This window comes from Crocinitomix catalasitica ATCC 23190, from assembly GCF_000621625.1.
GTDB lineage: Bacteria > Bacteroidota > Bacteroidia > Flavobacteriales_D > Crocinitomicaceae > Crocinitomix > Crocinitomix catalasitica.
The window spans coordinates 99,410-115,404 of sequence record NZ_JHXV01000005.1; the positions used below are offsets into that span (position 1 = coordinate 99,410).

The window sequence follows — 15,995 nt, forward strand, 5'->3', positions numbered from 1 at the left end:
GAAAACAAGAAACTAATAGAGAATAGAAAATAATATAAGTAAATTTGGCAAAAATATTTATTTTGAAAAGAGGAGAAATAATAGAAGTAAAGCTAACTGACTATGCCTTTGGTGGAAGAGGGTTGGCGAAGATTGATATAGAAGATGGTCAATTTATAGTGTTTGTTGAAAATGGTATTCCTGGACAAACTGTAAAGGCTAAGATTTATAAAAAGAAAAAGCGGTTTGCGGTTTGTAAACTTTTAGAGGTACTTGAAAAGTCTTCTGAAGAAATAACTTTGCCATATCAACCGATTTCAGGAGCTCCTTTTATTACTTTACCAATAAGTAAACAGCAAGAATACAAAAAGGATTCGACCTTAATTCAATATGATAAGATTGGAAATATAAAAGAAGTATTTGATATTTTCGATACATATATAGGTTCGCCAGAAACCTTTAATTATAGAAACAAGATGGAATATTCATTTTCATCTATTCGAAAAGATTTAGTTACAGGGGAAGAATTAGATGATGCTTTTGCATTAGGATTTAAAACCAGAGGTACCTGGTGGAAAGTTGAAAACTTAGATGGACCTGACGGGTTATTTGACGAAGAATTTGAAACCCAGTTAAAAGAAATTAGATTGTTTTTAGAAGCAACAAAATTAGCTGCTTGGCATCCTCCCCAAAAAACTGGTTTTTTCAGACATTTAGTTGTAAGAAAATCATTCCATTTAAATAAATTGCTTATTAATTTGGTGACATCATCTCAAGGAATAGAGAATTTCGATACGGTGGAGTTCACAAAATTCATGGTTGACCTATTGGGAGATCGTTTAGCTGGTTTACAGCACACGATTAATGATGATGTAGCCGATAGAGCTAAAATAGAGAATGGATCGAATGGATTGCTTTATGGTGAGCCAATTGTCTTAGAACGTTTATTGGGATTGAATTTTGAAATCAGTATGGAAAGTTTCTTTCAAACCAATCCTCAAAGTGCAGAAAAACTTTATCTAAAGGCAATTGAATACGCTCAGCTAAATTTTGATTTAAGTGGTGAGGTTGTAATGGATTTATTCTGTGGTACTGGAACAATTGGTCAAATCATAGCGAATCAAATAGAAAACGTCAAAATTATTGGAGTAGATATAGTTGCTGAAGCAATAGCTGATGCGAAGAGAAACGCTGACCGAAATGGGATAGGTAATATTCAGTTTTATGCAGCTGATGTAGGTAAGTTTTTAATAGAGTATCCTAATTATGAAGGTACTATTCATACCATAATGCTTGATCCACCTAGAGCTGGTATTGCTCCAAAAACGTTAATTAAGATTATGAAGTTAGGAGCTAAACAAATCGTTTATATCTCTTGTAATCCAGCAACTCAAGCTAGAGATGCTAAAGAACTTGAAACGTTTGGGTATAAAATTAAAAAACTGTCGTTGGTGGATCAATTCCCGCATACAAGTCATATTGAAGCGGTGGCACTTTTTATTAAAGACTAAAAAAGAATTTTTATTGTAAAGAATAACAAATCTGTTTTTGCTACTTTGTGAACAGTGTAACTGATTAATTCTTCTTCTAAAGTAAAGAAGTTCAATAGATCAATACTGAATATTTTACGTTTGTCATCTGGTAATTCCTTGTAGAATGTTTTTAATTCTTGCATATTCATGCTACTCGCCTTTTTGAATATCTTATCAATGCAATCGTATTTTTCTTCCGTAATATAATTAGAAGAACTAAAAGCATACCTTTCATTCTCAATTGCGATGACAAGCATTCCAGCTTTAATTCCATTTACAATACTACTCGTATGATTTAAAACATGTAGCATATCAGCAATCAAGTTAAACTGGTAAATATCAAAATGTAAAATACCATTCCCTTCTTCGATATTTGATCGGATTAAATTAAAAGTTTCATCAATTGCTGATAATGAAAAGTCTCCTTTTAAGAGGAATAAGATTTGTTTTTTCTTACAGATTTTATACAAGTTCCTTGCATCAGTTAAAGAAAGATCAATCACTTGTTCAACGACAGGATTATCAATTTTTAATTGTAAAAAGAAACTATACCAATCATTAATTTTTTCAAAATGATATTGAATTGGATTCTTTGATTTACGGGACATTTCGATTAATCCGAGTCCTGCGCCTCCTTTTAGACTAATCTCTTGGTTACTTAATACACTTAAATAATACTCTCTAAGTTCTTCTCTGTTTAAGCTATGTATTAATTCGAGCTTGCTACTCAGCCTATTTTTTACATCTAATTTAATAGGGTTAGCAGTAACGATAAAATGATTGCTCTGAATACTTCTTGTCAGGAAAAAGCTGGGATTTGATTCCGCTTCACTTTTACTAATTTCAGAAGAGTGTCGAATGACATTTTGAAAAGACTCAGTGGCTAAATATGAAATTCGTTTTCTGATATTATTATTCTCATCCGAACGAATGCTTTGAATTCCTAGAATAATTTCGGTCAAGTCATCATTAAATTCTGACATGTAAAGCATGACAAAACGGTCTTGTTTAAAAATTTCCTCTAGTATATACGTCCTCATTTGTTATGTAACAATGCGCACTGAATAATAGACCAAATATAAAAATATCTATTGTTAAAATCTAATTTAATTATAGTAGTCTAGTTTTCAAATCTTAATGTATTTATATGATACGAATTATATCAATTAAGGTTTACAAATTAAGTATTTATTCATAGTTTTAAAAATAAAAATACAATTACCTTATGGCATCTGAAGTGAAATATTGGACTGATCGTTGGCTAAAAAATGAAATAGGGTGGGATATTGGTGAAATTTCAGAACCGCTTAAATCCTATTTTGATCAGCTAGCTGATAAGTCAGTGAAAGTATTAATCCCTGGGGCAGGAAATGCATATGAAGCCGAATATTTATTAAATCTTGGATTCTCAAATGTTTTTGTAATTGATATAAGTGATATAGCAGTGGAGTCATTTAAAAAAAGATGTCCCAACTTTCCCTCTGACCATATTATCAATGGAGATTTTTTTGATTTAACGATGCAAGATTTTGATCTTATAATTGAGCAAACATTTTTTTGTGCAATAAATCCTGAGCTCCGAAGTCGTTATGTCTATAAAATGAAAGATTTACTAAAGGTCGACGGCAAGTTAGTTGGATTGTTATTTGACTTCCCCTTAAAAGATGGTCCACCATTTGGAGGCAGTACAGAAGAGTATACGAATCATTTCAAAGATATCTTTGAAATAGAGAAACTTGAAACAGCATATAATTCAATCCCTCCAAGAAAAGGACGTGAATTATTTATCCGCCTTAGAAATGCGGCTAGGCATGAATGAATTTGACTAAGTCTATCAAACGATTTGAATACCCAGCTTCATTGTCATACCACGATACAACTTTAATCATTCTACCAACCACACTGGTCAACTGCGCATCAAAAGTAGCAGAGAATGGACAACCAATGATATCAACTGATACAATAGGATCTTCAGTGTAGTCTAAAACCCCTTGTAAATCGCTTGTAGAAGCTTTTTTAAAGGCCTCATTAATTTCTTGGACTGAAATCTCATGATCCATGATAAAAGTCATGTCGGTTAAAGAACCATCAGGAACAGGAACGCGAATTCCGCACCCACCCATATGTCCATCTAATTCAGGAAAAATTTTTGTAATAGCTTTTGCAGCTCCAGTAGTCGTTGGAACTATAGATTCTGCTGCTGCTCTAGCTCTTCTTAAGTCCTTATGTGGTGCATCGTGCAATCGCTGATCAGAAGTGTAAGAATGGACAGTTGTAATATAGCAACTTTCAATCTGTCCTAATGTTTTCATGACTTTGACTAACGGCGCTGCTGAGTTGGTAGTACAAGAGGCATTAGAAATAATTTTTTCTGAACCATCAAGAATACTTTCATTAACGCCCATAACTACAGATTTAATGTCATTCGAATTTGGTGGTGCACTAATGATTACTTTTTTAGCTCCAGCTATAATGTGTTTATTAGCATCCTCAAAAATTCTAAAGAAACCTGTAGACTCGATTACTACGTCAATTTTTAATGTTGCCCAAGGTAAACTTTCAGGATCCTTTTCACTGATCATACTAATTTTTGAATCATTTATATATAAATGATTTGAGTCATTTTTGATAGTGCCATTGAACCTGCCATGAACGGAATCGTATTTAAAAAGGTGGGCGAGGGTAGCAGCATCACTTAAATCGTTAATAGCGACAACCTCAATTTCAGGGTTTTCAGCAGCCATTCTTAGAAAGTATCTACCAATTCTACCAAATCCATTTATTGCTATTCTAATCGCCATGTTTTTTGTTTTTAATATGAGACTTTGAAGTTAGTTATTAAAAGAAAAACAGTCTTGATTTAGAACAAAAAAAAAGGGCTGCCATTGGGCAACCCTTTTCTTAATTATCTTTAAAAATTATTTAGTCAAAAGCCCATTTAAAGAACTTAAGTTTCCTTTTTGCTCTTCTAATTTTGCTTTTGCAGCATCTACTTTTGATTGTGCTTGATCAATTGCAGCTGTTTTTTCATCAGCAGCAGCTTTTGTAATCTTTTTTGAAGCCAATGCACTTGCAACTTTTTCTCTTGCAGCATCAATTTTAGCTTGGTTATCAGCGATACCAGTCTCTAAATTAGCAATTCTGTTTGCTGCATTACTTGCAGTAGTTTTTGCGTCAGCAGCAGATTGAGCAGCTCTTTCAGCGCCCATTTCACCTCTTACTTTTTGCTCGTAAATAGCTTTTTTAGGTCCTTCAATAATTTCAACAACTTCTTCTTCAACAGCTCCTGCTTTAGCTTTAACTTCTTTCTTTGCATTATCTACCTTTTTATCGATAGTTGCAGTTACAGTTTTAGCTTCTTTTTTAATAGTCGTTTCAACTCTATTCGACTCTTTAGTTAGTTCAGACTTTTTTGCTTCAGCACCTTTAGTTACTGTAGTATTAACAGTATTAGATTCTTTCATCAACTTCGATTTAGTCTCAGTACCATTTTGGTCTACCTTTGTCGTGAGTTGAGCTGTTGCTGTGCTAATTAATCCTAGTGCAAATAATCCTAATATTACTTTTTTCATGTTTTAAATTTTATAAAATTAAATACCGTTTAAAAGAGAATCAATATCACCAGACATTTCATTCAAATCATTTTCTAAATTTGTTAAGCCTTCTTCAACTTTATCTGTTGCCGATTCGATAGCTTGAACTGATTCAGTATCAACTGTTTCTACTACTGGTGTCTCAGTTTCTTCAGCTGATCCACATGCGAACATTGTAAAAGCGATACTCGCACCAAGAATTATTCTTTTCATATTTTAGTTTTATTTTTTCCAAATGTATATTAAATTCACTTAATTAGCTAAAAATCTCGATTGAAAGTGTTTAAAGTTCGATAACCAACCTAAATTCGATTATAATTTCCTTTTTCCTTAGAGTGTAAGTTAATGAACGATCTAATTTAATTTTATGCGTTCACAGTTTGCATAACATGTCACTTTGTTCTTACGTGCAAAAGCTAATAATGTGATACCGAACTCTTTCGCGAAATCTACAGCTAGTGATGAGGGAGCTGATACGGCCATTAATATAGGCGTTTTAGCTCGAAACGCCTTAGCGATTATTTCATATGAGATTCTTCCAGAGAACATGATCACTTTAAGGTCAGAGATATTTTTATCATTTATGCATTGTCCAACAACTTTGTCGAAGGCGTTGTGTCTACCTATATCTTCTTTAATAGCTAATAAATTTCCATGTTTATCAAAGCCTGCAACACCATGACATCCTCCCGTTAATTTGAAATTTTCTTGGAGTTCAACCATTTTTGATTGCATTGTAAACAATTCTTCAGTAGTAAAGGTTAAGTTATTCTTTTGAATGGAGCCATTTGCAATTTGTAAGTCTTCAAGAGAACGTTTGCCGCATATTCCGCATGACGACATTGAGATTAGACTACGTGAACTTTGGTAACCATCGCCTAAATCTTTAGGTGATATATTAATATTTACTTTATCTATTTCATTATCTGAATTTTCTCTTGTTTCAAAGATTAAATCAACATCCTTTGCAATGACATCCTCAGCAAATAATAAACCTCTAGCTAATTGAACTTCATTTCCAGGGGTTTGCATTACCACAGTGAATGGTTCATTATTAATGCTAATTTCTAAAGCCTGTTCAACGGTCAACGGGTCCGACACTTTTGTGTCAGACCCGTTTTCAATTTTAATAGCATTATATGTGTGTGTCCCGGTCATTATGACAAACCTGAAATACGACCTTCATTATCAATGGTCATCCCCTCAGAAGCGGGTGTAGCTGGTAAACCAGGCATCCGCATCATTTTTCCTAATATAGGAATAATAAAACCAGCACCTGCAGCAAATTCGAATTCACGAACTGTTACTCTAAATCCTGTTGGACGACCTAATAAAGTATCGTCATCAGAAAAAGATTTTTGAGTCTTCGCCATACAAACAGGCAAATGATTTAAACCTAACTTTTCTATTTTATTCAATCCGGTTAAAGCTTCTTTAGAATAATCAACACCGTCAGCGCCGTAAATTTCTTTTGCAATAATTTCAATTTTTTCTTTAATTGATTTATTCCAATCATATAATGGAACAAAATTATTTGTGTTCGCATCAATTTCATCAACTACAGCTTGCGCTAATTCCGTCATGCCATTACCGCCTTCAGCCCATCCTTTTGCAACAACAGCTTTAACATTTTTAGCTGTACACATTTTTTTTATCAATTCAATCTCCTCCTCCGTATCGGTAGGGAAAGCATTGATTGCAACAACCGGATTTAAACCGAATTTCTGCATGTTTTCAATGTGTTTAGCTAAATTTTCAAAACCTTTTTCAACACGACTTACACTTGCAGTATTATATTCTTCTTTTAACGCGCCTCCATGATGACGCAACGCACGAATAGTTGCAACAAGTACTAAACCTTTAGGTTTTAAACCGCCACTTACACATTTAATATCAAGAAATTTTTCTGCTCCTAAATCTGCTCCAAACCCAGCTTCAGTTACAACATAGTCGCTTAATGTTAGCCCCATTTTAGTTGCTAGGATTGTATTTGTACCTTGTGCAATGTTCGCGAAAGGTCCACCGTGAATAATTGCTGGATTTCCTTCTAAAGTTTGGACTAAATTTGGATTAATAGCATCTTTCAATAGAATAGCCATGGCATCTTGAGCTTTCAGATCTTTAGCATAAACAGGTTCTTTGTTCATATTTAAACCGATATAAATATTACCGAGTCTTTTCTTTAAATCTTCAAAATTTTCAGCCATACATAAAATAGCCATTACTTCCGAAGCTGGTGTGATATTAAAGCCATCTTGTCTTGGAATTCCATTAGCTGTTCCTCCTAATCCAATAACTATATCTCTAAGAGATCTGTCATTCATATCCATTACACGTTTCCATTCAATAGTTCTAGGATCAATACCTATACTTTTAGTCTTGCTTTGAATATTGTTATCTATTAGGGCTGATAATAAGTTGTTCGCTTTTTCTATTGCAGAAAAGTCACCTGTAAAATGTAAGTTAATATCTTCCATTGGAACGACTTGAGAATATCCTCCTCCAGCTGCACCGCCTTTCATGCCAAATACTGGCCCTAATGAAGGTTCGCGCAAAACAACAGTTGTTTTTTTACCGATTTTATTCAATCCTTCCGTTAAACCAATTGATGTTGTTGTTTTCCCTTCACCTGCCGGAGTAGGAGTTAGTGCTGTTACTAAAATTAAATTACTACGCTTAATTTTTTCTTCATCAATCAATCGAATAGGAAGTTTCGCCTTGTTTCTACCATATAATTCAATATCATCTTCATCAATTTGAAGTTTACTAGCAATTTTATTAATGTGTTGAAGTGTTGCAGCTTGTGCAATTTCTATATCAGAAAGGACTTTGTTTGCCATAATTATTCTTTAGTTTATTAAAGGTACAAGATAATAATTTTATCTTCAGATTTTAGCCATTGATTATTTTATTCGTCTGCTGATTAGAATAATTGAAGAGAATAGCTAAATATGTGTAACAATTCGATTATTTTTACGTTTAGTTTAATACAAATTACATTATATTATAATGAAAAAAATCATCCATTTAATTCTAATATCAGGCTTAATTATCAGTTGTAATAAGAATACGAATCTAGAACTAGATAGCGGGATTTTTAGAGGTGTTTATTATAGATTAGATAACGGAAAGGATACTGTATATCAAGGAGTCGCAAATTTAGCTATATCCGAAGATAACAATACTTTTACGCTTGTTCCAGATGTGAGCAGTTCTGCGCCTTTAAATTGTTACGGACGATATTTTATTAAAGATGTCGACAGTATTCTTTTTATAAATGATGCCTATTTGAATGAGTTTTTCTATGATGATTTATTGATTTTGGATACAATTATGAAATTTTCGCAAATCGGAGAAGAGTTAACACTCGAATTTACGAGAGATGATACTATTTTTTACGAATATGTTTTAGTTCGTAGATAAATAATCTAATCTCGACCGAATGTATGAACGTCGTTATGACTATCTTCTATTTGATCTTTTAAAGTCATAATTTTTTGGGAAATCATAGCGAATTCGATATGACCATTCCTTTGTAACCAAGCAAATGCTTTTTCATCACCATCACCAGCTAGTGCAACATGCTTTAAAACAATAAAGTTCGATTTTTCTAACCACCTAATAGCATCCATATTTCCTTCAACACCATTTATCATAGCCATTAAATGAGCATATCCATTTGCCATTAACCAGTCTCTTGCATCATCTTTAAGCAATAAAGCATGAACACTCATTCCTAATTCTTTGTATTGATCACTTTGTAAAAACCAGTCCCTTAAAGCTGTATTTCCTGATATAGCTTCACCCCAGCCAACTAAAATCTTAGGTGGGTAATTTAAAGACTTTAATTTAACAGCTGCGGCAGGCTTATCAATTACCTTGTTTTTATTTTTTTTAAAGAATGAGAACATATTAAAAATTTCCTAGATATTGAATAGATTGAATTTTATCCTTTTTATAAACCAATTTTAATGTTTTCTTGAATTCATTATTTTGATTTTTGAATTTTATTAAATAAACAGGATTGTCTTCATTTACAACCTCTTTTAGCGAGATTAACTCATCACTATTCCCTATAAAGTTACGATTAATTAAATAATTTATTGTTTCATTTTGATTAATACTTACTGTATCAAGAGCTTGATCATAAAGAACAATATCATCGGCTAAAAATTGTTCAATATTTTTGGGGTTAGTTGTTAATTCTGTTCCGAAATATTGACTGATAGCATAGGTGGATACAGGTTCTGTTTTATCAATATGCCCAAAAAACAATGTTGCTATTATAATTGCTGCTATAATCCCTGCAAAGTCAGCTAATAAACCAACTTTTACCGCATATCTTGTTTTTCTGATGCCAACCGAACCGAAATATACAGCAATAATGTAGAATGTAGTATCCGTCGCACCTTGTAATGTCGAAGTTAATTTTGCAACAAAGCTGTCCACACCAAAATTTGTATAGGATTCTAGCATCATGCCTCTTGCACCTGTTCCGCTTAGGGGTTTCATTAATGCAGTAGGTAAGCCATCTACGAAACGAACATCTGAAAAGAATAGTGCAAATACCCATTTTAAGCCGTCTATAAGGTAATCCATTGCTCCTGAAGCACGAAAGACACCTATTGAAACTAATATAGCAACCAAGTAAGGGATTATCTTAATTGCGATACCAAAACCATCTTTAGCCCCATCTATAAACGCTTCGTAAACATTTACTTTTTTAACGACTGCGAGCAGAATGAAAGTACAAATCAATCCAAATAAAATGAGGTTACTGATAAAGGCTGACTGACTTTGTAATTGAGCAGGTGTTAAACTTTGAAAATACCAAATAATGCCAATCACAAATAAGGTTAATCCTCCTAAATATGCAAGGATTACTTTGTCAAATAAATTAATCTTTTGATAAATAGAAACAGTAATCAATCCAATAAGAGAGGCACAAAATGTAGCAATTAGAATTGGAATAAATACATCTGCAGGGTCTTCTGCTCCAAGTTGATTCCGATAATTCATTACTGCGACAGGAATCAAGGTCAAACCAGATGTGTTCAAAACTAGAAACATGATCATTGCGTTTGAAGCAGTATCTTTTTCTTTGTTGATTGATTGTAAATCATTCATCGCTTTCAATCCCATAGGAGTGGCAGCATTATCTAAGCCAAGCATGTTGGCTGAGAAATTCATGAGCATTGCACCTCTTGCAGGATGATCTTCAGGCACGTCAGGAAATAGTTTGTTGAAAAAAGGCCCTACTAGTTTAGCGAGAATATTCACGGCGCCGCCACGTTCGCCAATCTTCATTATTCCCAGCCACAAACAAAGCACCCCCGTTAATCCAATTGAAATCTCGAAGGCAGTATCTGCCATATCGAATGTGCTGTTAACAATCGCCGAAAAAACATCAAAATTCCCATTAAGGGACTTGATTATTGCTACTATCAGGGCGATGAGAAAAAATCCTATCCAAATATAATTTAAAGCCAAACTGTAATTTTTAAACTAAATTACTATTCAATTTCGAAGTAGGGGAGGTTAACACTAAATAGTTATGAGCAATAATTGTTGAATAAAGTCAATTAATCTCTTAATTCCCCAATTCCTTGTCGGATAATATCAATATAACCTTCTGATAAATCAACAACCGTTGAAGGGACATTGTTTCCATAACCTCCATCAATTATTGCATCAACTTTGTCCAACCAATTACCTTCAATAACCTGGGGATCCGTAGTGTATTCCAAGATTTGGTCATCATCATGCAATGACGTTGTCACCAATGGGTGTCCAAGAGCTTGAACTAGTTCCATGACAATTTTATTTTCTGGAATTCTAATACCCACTGTCTTCTTGTTAGTGTCGAATAGTTTAGGTATCTGTGATGAAGCTTCAAGTATAAACGTAAATGGTCCGGGTAAGTTTTTATTAAGAATTTTGTAAGTTGCTCGATCTATTCTTTTTGTATATTCTGACAGATGGCTTAAGTCGTGGAAAATGATTGAAAAATTTGCCTTTTTAAGTTTAAGATTCTTAATTTTTGCAAGCTTTTCAATAGCTCGTTTCTGATGTAAACTACAGCCTAATGCATAAACAGTATCAGTAGGATAGATAATGATGCCACCATTTTCTAAAATCTTAGCAGCTTCCTTGATTTTTTTTAGATCGGGATTGTCTTGATGAATTTGAAATAGCATATTATTTGATGTTTATGTATTCAAAGTTAGTGGAAATTGAATCGAAATGGGGGAGTAAGTTCAATTATTTTTTAATCCTGCCAGTTCTGCGATCAAATCCATATGGACAATGTTTACAACCGCTTTTACAGCAATGACCTCTTTTTAAATGATAGGTTTCAGTGAAAACGATATAGCCTTCTGGAGATTTATAAAAATCTTCTGGCTCAAGTTTATTTTGAGAAAATGGATTGTCCATTAATGTTTAATGAATTTTAACCTTTTAATATTTGAATTGCTCTCAATTTCAACGAAGTAAAGTCCATTACTTAAAGCTGAAGTATTGATCTTTTTTTGATTGCTATTGTCTTCTAAAATTAGCTTACCATCAGAACCAAAAATCTTTATACTAAACACATTCAAATTGGTTTCAATATTTAATTGATTCTTCACAGGGTTGGGGAATACTTTGAAAATCGTTTCATCCGATGTTACAGCAAGCACATCACTAATATAGACACAATAGTCTTCGTATTCGCCCATAACAGCAATTTCAGGACATGCAACAGGTTCTCGTTCGCCATTCATAACTACGCGCATTTTGGTTACACCTATCGGCGCATCTGAAGGAATAGTAATTGGTCTACTAAAAGGCGCAGTAATATTGATGACATTCAATACTTTTTCATCGTCTTCAAAATTACCATTTAAATTAAAATCTATCCACACCGAAATGTCCTCAGTGTAATTAATCTCAAGATAACCTGGCGCAAGATAGAAAGTATATGTGTTTCCGTGAAGTAGGTTAGTCAACAATATATCAGATGTATACCAGCCTAAATTATTTCCAGTAGTCCGTGTAGCGCCGTTAATACGTATTTCATCTATCCATTCGAATCTGCTAGAGATATCATTGATACCACAATAAGTCGCTTCCGTACAAGCTCCACAACCTAAGGTTAAGACTTTAAAACTTTCACTATAACCTCTAGTGCTGTCACTGCACAATGTGTAGATTTGAAAATCGTATGTTCTACAACTGTCTAAATCATTAATGATAACAGCAGAATCTACATCCATAACTTCTGTCCAATCATCTAAGCCTTCTTTCGAATAACGTAAATTATATTGATCAGCATAAAGAATTGCATCCCATCCAATTTGGACTGAATTTTGTGTCTTATCAACAACAAAGAGAGCAGGATTGTTACAGCATCCATCTGTAATGAAGTCGTAAGTGAAGCTCGCAGAACTTATGTCGTCAAAAGCGCAAATTGAAATAATAGAAATTGAATATTCCGTACAAGGAGATAAGTCATCTAAAATTAGCGTCTGTTCATCATCAATTTCAATCTCGAAATCAATATATGCGCCACCGTTAATCGTAACAGTGTAATCGTTCGAAAAACCATCCCAAATAATGATTGTTGAAGTGTCTGTTAAATCTTCATTTCTAATATTATAAGGACTGATACATGCATCTGTGTCGCAACCCATAAGCATGTCATCAATAGTGTTTTTAATATTAAGTCTTCCACCAGTAACTACATCATCAGCTAAAGTAATAATTGGGTCTACATTATCTAAAATATAACCGCGCATGGCTAGTGCAGCAGCTTCAGGATTATGTTTGACGAGCTTGATAAAGTCAGAACAAGGAACAGAGTAGGCAAGTGCTATAGCTCCCGTAACAACGGGTGATGCAAACGATGTGCCGGTATAGTTCCCGTAAAGCGTTTCTCCAAAGTTGTTTGTTGTCCGAACACTAAACCCTGGAGCTGCAAGATCTACTAAAGTCGGACCATAACCAGCATCCCTAATGTCAGATTTATCCGTCCGTGTTACACCTATTAAAAAATCACTTGAACATCCTGTTGGCATGTCTCCGACAATATCAACATTCACATCATCGTTTGTTGTGGCGCCTACATTTAAAATTCCAGCGCTACCAAGACTGTCATATACAGCACACCAAAGTGGGTGAGATTCGGGGTTACCACCATCTATTCCCCACGATCCGTTTGTGACAACTACAAAAGCTCCTTCAGCACCAAAAGTTTCGTTATATTTTTTACGCATGCTTAATGGGTAAGAAAACGCTGCAATAATAGAGGCTTCACTTCTTGTGTCTTGACCTTTAATCACCATCATTTTAACATCCCAATTCACACCAGAAATACCAATTCCATTATTTCCTTTTGCTCCAATCAATCCAGCAACCTTGGTACCATGTGTTGCAAAACCTATTTGATCGGTTTCTGTACCAACATCCCAACCTAAATAATCATCGATATAGCCATTGTTATCATTATCAATGCCGTCATCTGGAATTTCTGCATAATTTTTCCACATATTACCGGCTAAATCTTCATGTGTATAGTCAATTCCACCTGACTCAATAATACAAACAACAATTGTGTCACCATGCGTTGTTACTCCACCTGTAGTGATGTCCCAAGTTTCTACAGCGTCAATATCAGCATCTACGACACCTCCATCAACTCCAGTGTTTTTTAAATGCCATTGTAAACCTATTTGTGGATCGTCAGGAATTGTTTCTCTGTCGCTTACAAAATGATTCTTTTGAATAATTGTAATGCCAGGATAGCTATATAGCGTTTGTGTCGCCCAATTGAGGTCTATATCTTTGTCTCTAAATACAACTTGATAAATATTGAATGCTGGGCCGATTAATTTGAGTTGCTCTATGATTAAATTATTTTCAGCTGCAAAATTGATGAAACCTCTATCAAAATTATTGGTACTTGAACTTTGTACTAATAATTCACCGTTAACAAAGGCTTTATTTTGGGCATTGGCAAAGCTTGTGCAAAGTATTAGAATGAAAATGAGAATTGAGCGCATTATTGTAGTTTTACGTAAAGTTACTAAAAAACGATTGACGCAAGTAGCCTATCACGTTAAGTAACGCTATTATTGAGTATGAGGTTGGTTTTCTAGGCTGAGCTTAATTATAATGGCTATTCAACTTATAATAGTAGTTGTGGAGCGTTTGAAATCATACCCCTTTAGAAATTAGAAATAAATCCTATATGAATTTTAGAATTTGACAGCTGGAATGGATTTGTATTGAGTATTCCATTTGCAAAGATGATGTCTAGTTGACTTGAGTTATTGATAATACCTAAACCAACACCAAAACTATGCGTGTAATTCTGTTGGTTATTATTAAAAACACTATAGTCGTATAATGCTTTTATGGATAAAACATCAATTGGTTTGAATTCGACTTCATTTCTCAATGTCCAAATGTTTTTTCCGAATAATTCAAGTTCGTAAAACCCTCTAATGCTTTGCAATCCACCAAAATAAATCATTTCATTCTGAGAAATTCCTTGGGTCGAGGTAAGTGTTTGATAAATCAGCTCATTGTTTAAATGAAAATATTTAAGAAAGTCGATAGTATGTGAATAGCCTACTGAATATTTATTATTTGCAATTCGTTGTTTGGTATCTTCAATTGAATCTAATTTGTACGTGAAAACACCAGCCATTAAACTGATTTCAGGATGATAAAATTTTAATAGGTCATTGAATATGGGGCGGTAGTTTGCTTTTACACCAATAGTGTTTTTGTTGTAATTCTTGAATCCTGCTATCGGTTCACTACCCGTAGTAGATGAATTTTCAATTTGATTAAATAGACTGACTTTAAAAACTGGATTTCTATAAATTAATTCGAACAATAAATCCGATTTTATAAAGGTTGTATCCTGTTTTTGAAGGTTTATAGAGCTCCCAATACCGAATGGGGTATTAAATAGAAATGGGAATTCGAATATTGTTTTCAGTTCTTGTGTTTGCTGTGGATTGTTCTTCCAATTTAGATTTATAATTTCGGCCCTGTTCAAAGCATTGATTAAACTTAGATTTACATAGCCGTTTAAAACGAATTTTTGGGTTTCATTGTCTTGTTGAAATCCGATATATCCATCGGCGTTACTCGATTTTTTTTTCTGAAAATAGATATACAATTCGGCTTTATTTAATTTGAAAATAACTTCAGGAGATTTGATAAATGTGTAAAGACCAGAATTCTCAATAATTTTTGACAATGATCGAATTTTAGATTCGTTGTATAAATCACCCTCTTTCAAATTGATTAGATTGAGAATAGTATTGGGGTTAAATTTATCGAGACTCTTTAGAATTATTTTATCAATAATAATGAGTTCTGCTGAATCAATTTTATAATGAAGAATCAATTCATGATTCGTTTCGACTTGCTTAATAATTTTTAAACTAGCAAAGGGATAGCCATTATTCTCTAAATAATTCAGTTTTTTATTGATATTACTTAGGGTATTAATATAATTCGAAGATGCAATCGGTTTAGCTTTAATGTCATCAACAGACAGTAGGGTGGTCTTTTTAAAATGCTTTAGATAGTCGAAATAATAATGTGTGACCTTCGCTTTTTTTACGGTGTCGTGCGGAACAATGCCTACATAACCGTTCAATTGGAAAGAAATAATTGCATTATCCCAAACTTTTTTAAGTGCTATTGAATCGTTATTAACCTTTTCCTTTATTGTTGTTTTATCAATATGGAAATAGATCGTTCTTTCAATAGATTGGGCGGTTCCATTAATCGTAAAAAAAAGATATAGAAAAATCAGGTTCCATTTCATATGCATATAACGTCTGAAAACGAAATAATATTAAAGAAACCTAATTTTTTTAAAAAAAGTAAG

15 protein-coding genes are annotated in these 15,995 nt (G+C 33.5%); 3 read left to right on the plus strand and 12 right to left on the minus strand.

The features are described from left to right. Window positions 1–62: 62 nt before the first annotated feature. On the plus strand, window positions 63–1,490 hold the full coding sequence (rlmD, locus tag T367_RS0102785; RefSeq protein WP_316930844.1) for a 23S rRNA (uracil(1939)-C(5))-methyltransferase RlmD: 1,428 nt from the start codon (window positions 63–65) through the stop codon (window positions 1,488–1,490). Here the strand turns inward: rlmD and T367_RS0102790 are convergent. Then, on the minus strand, window positions 1,487–2,551 hold the full coding sequence (locus tag T367_RS0102790) for a DUF6272 family protein (RefSeq protein WP_157454103.1): 1,065 nt from the start codon (window positions 2,549–2,551) through the stop codon (window positions 1,487–1,489). The two genes, rlmD and T367_RS0102790, sit on opposite strands and share 4 nt — an antisense overlap. A gap of 185 nt (window positions 2,552–2,736) precedes the next feature. Here T367_RS0102790 and T367_RS0102795 point away from each other — a divergent pair, with 185 nt between their 5' ends. Next, window positions 2,737–3,330: a methyltransferase domain-containing protein gene (locus T367_RS0102795; RefSeq protein ID WP_027418487.1), complete on the plus strand. Its 594-nt coding sequence runs from the start codon at window positions 2,737–2,739 to the stop codon at window positions 3,328–3,330. Here the strand turns inward: T367_RS0102795 and gap are convergent. From gap to T367_RS0102820, 5 genes are all read right to left on the minus strand, one after another. Further along, on the minus strand, window positions 3,317–4,312 hold the full coding sequence (gene gap, locus T367_RS0102800) for a type I glyceraldehyde-3-phosphate dehydrogenase (RefSeq protein WP_027418488.1): 996 nt from the start codon (window positions 4,310–4,312) through the stop codon (window positions 3,317–3,319). The genes T367_RS0102795 and gap overlap by 14 nt on opposite strands. A 117-nt stretch (window positions 4,313–4,429) precedes the next feature. Beyond that, complete coding sequence (locus T367_RS23595; protein ID WP_027418489.1) at window positions 4,430–5,083, minus strand: hypothetical protein; 654 nt, start codon at window positions 5,081–5,083, stop codon at window positions 4,430–4,432. Between the two features lie 18 nt (window positions 5,084–5,101). Continuing rightward, on the minus strand, window positions 5,102–5,317 hold the full coding sequence (locus T367_RS0102810) for a hypothetical protein (protein WP_027418490.1): 216 nt from the start codon (window positions 5,315–5,317) through the stop codon (window positions 5,102–5,104). A 141-nt stretch (window positions 5,318–5,458) separates the two neighbouring features. Next, complete coding sequence (fdhD, locus tag T367_RS0102815; protein ID WP_027418491.1) at window positions 5,459–6,262, minus strand: formate dehydrogenase accessory sulfurtransferase FdhD; 804 nt, start codon at window positions 6,260–6,262, stop codon at window positions 5,459–5,461. Further along, on the minus strand, window positions 6,262–7,944 hold the full coding sequence (locus tag T367_RS0102820) for a formate--tetrahydrofolate ligase (RefSeq protein WP_035842233.1): 1,683 nt from the start codon (window positions 7,942–7,944) through the stop codon (window positions 6,262–6,264). Before T367_RS0102820 ends, fdhD begins: the two co-directional genes overlap by 1 nt. Window positions 7,945–8,113: 169 nt before the next feature. On the opposite strand from T367_RS0102820, the gene T367_RS0102825 reads away from it, so the two are divergent. Then, window positions 8,114–8,527, plus strand: a complete 414-nt coding sequence (locus T367_RS0102825) for a hypothetical protein (RefSeq protein ID WP_027418493.1) — start codon at window positions 8,114–8,116, stop codon at window positions 8,525–8,527. Window positions 8,528–8,532: 5 nt separating this feature from the next. Here the strand turns inward: T367_RS0102825 and T367_RS0102830 are convergent, their stop codons facing one another. From T367_RS0102830 to T367_RS0102855, 6 genes are all read right to left on the minus strand, one after another. Next, complete coding sequence (locus T367_RS0102830) at window positions 8,533–9,015, minus strand: hypothetical protein (protein ID WP_027418494.1); 483 nt, start codon at window positions 9,013–9,015, stop codon at window positions 8,533–8,535. A gap of 1 nt (window position 9,016) precedes the next feature. Continuing rightward, a complete protein-coding gene (locus T367_RS21150) occupies window positions 9,017–10,594 on the minus strand; it encodes a nucleoside recognition domain-containing protein (protein ID WP_072032150.1) in 1,578 nt (525 codons plus the stop codon). A gap of 92 nt (window positions 10,595–10,686) precedes the next feature. After that, complete coding sequence (locus tag T367_RS0102840; protein WP_027418495.1) at window positions 10,687–11,301, minus strand: L-threonylcarbamoyladenylate synthase; 615 nt, start codon at window positions 11,299–11,301, stop codon at window positions 10,687–10,689. 64 nt (window positions 11,302–11,365) lie between these two features. After that, on the minus strand, window positions 11,366–11,539 hold the full coding sequence (locus T367_RS25010) for a DUF5522 domain-containing protein (protein ID WP_169736013.1): 174 nt from the start codon (window positions 11,537–11,539) through the stop codon (window positions 11,366–11,368). After that, complete coding sequence (locus T367_RS23600) at window positions 11,539–14,145, minus strand: S8/S53 family peptidase (RefSeq protein WP_051568306.1); 2,607 nt, start codon at window positions 14,143–14,145, stop codon at window positions 11,539–11,541. Before T367_RS23600 ends, T367_RS25010 begins: the two co-directional genes overlap by 1 nt. 164 nt (window positions 14,146–14,309) lie before the next feature. After that, window positions 14,310–15,932 (minus strand): ShlB/FhaC/HecB family hemolysin secretion/activation protein, encoded by a 1,623-nt coding sequence (locus tag T367_RS0102855; RefSeq protein ID WP_027418496.1) that lies wholly within the window; start codon window positions 15,930–15,932, stop codon window positions 14,310–14,312. Between the last annotated feature and the right edge of the window lie 63 nt (window positions 15,933–15,995).

Coding starts and splice junctions, on each gene's coding strand:
- T367_RS0102790 (WP_157454103.1), bottom strand. CDS start 2,551: ATGAGGACGTATATACTAGAGGAAATTTTTAAACAAGACCGTTTTGTC.
- T367_RS0102795 (WP_027418487.1), top strand. CDS start 2,737: ATGGCATCTGAAGTGAAATATTGGACTGATCGTTGGCTAAAAAATGAA.
- gap (WP_027418488.1), bottom strand. CDS start 4,312: ATGGCGATTAGAATAGCAATAAATGGATTTGGTAGAATTGGTAGATAC.
- T367_RS23595 (WP_027418489.1), bottom strand. CDS start 5,083: ATGAAAAAAGTAATATTAGGATTATTTGCACTAGGATTAATTAGCACA.
- T367_RS0102810 (WP_027418490.1), bottom strand. CDS start 5,317: ATGAAAAGAATAATTCTTGGTGCGAGTATCGCTTTTACAATGTTCGCA.
- fdhD (WP_027418491.1), bottom strand. CDS start 6,262: ATGACCGGGACACACACATATAATGCTATTAAAATTGAAAACGGGTCT.
- T367_RS0102820 (WP_035842233.1), bottom strand. CDS start 7,944: ATGGCAAACAAAGTCCTTTCTGATATAGAAATTGCACAAGCTGCAACA.
- T367_RS0102825 (WP_027418493.1), top strand. CDS start 8,114: ATGAAAAAAATCATCCATTTAATTCTAATATCAGGCTTAATTATCAGT.
- T367_RS0102830 (WP_027418494.1), bottom strand. CDS start 9,015: ATGTTCTCATTCTTTAAAAAAAATAAAAACAAGGTAATTGATAAGCCT.
- T367_RS0102840 (WP_027418495.1), bottom strand. CDS start 11,301: ATGCTATTTCAAATTCATCAAGACAATCCCGATCTAAAAAAAATCAAG.
- T367_RS25010 (WP_169736013.1), bottom strand. CDS start 11,539: ATGGACAATCCATTTTCTCAAAATAAACTTGAGCCAGAAGATTTTTAT.
- T367_RS23600 (WP_051568306.1), bottom strand. CDS start 14,145: ATGCGCTCAATTCTCATTTTCATTCTAATACTTTGCACAAGCTTTGCC.
- T367_RS0102855 (WP_027418496.1), bottom strand. CDS start 15,932: ATGAAATGGAACCTGATTTTTCTATATCTTTTTTTTACGATTAATGGA.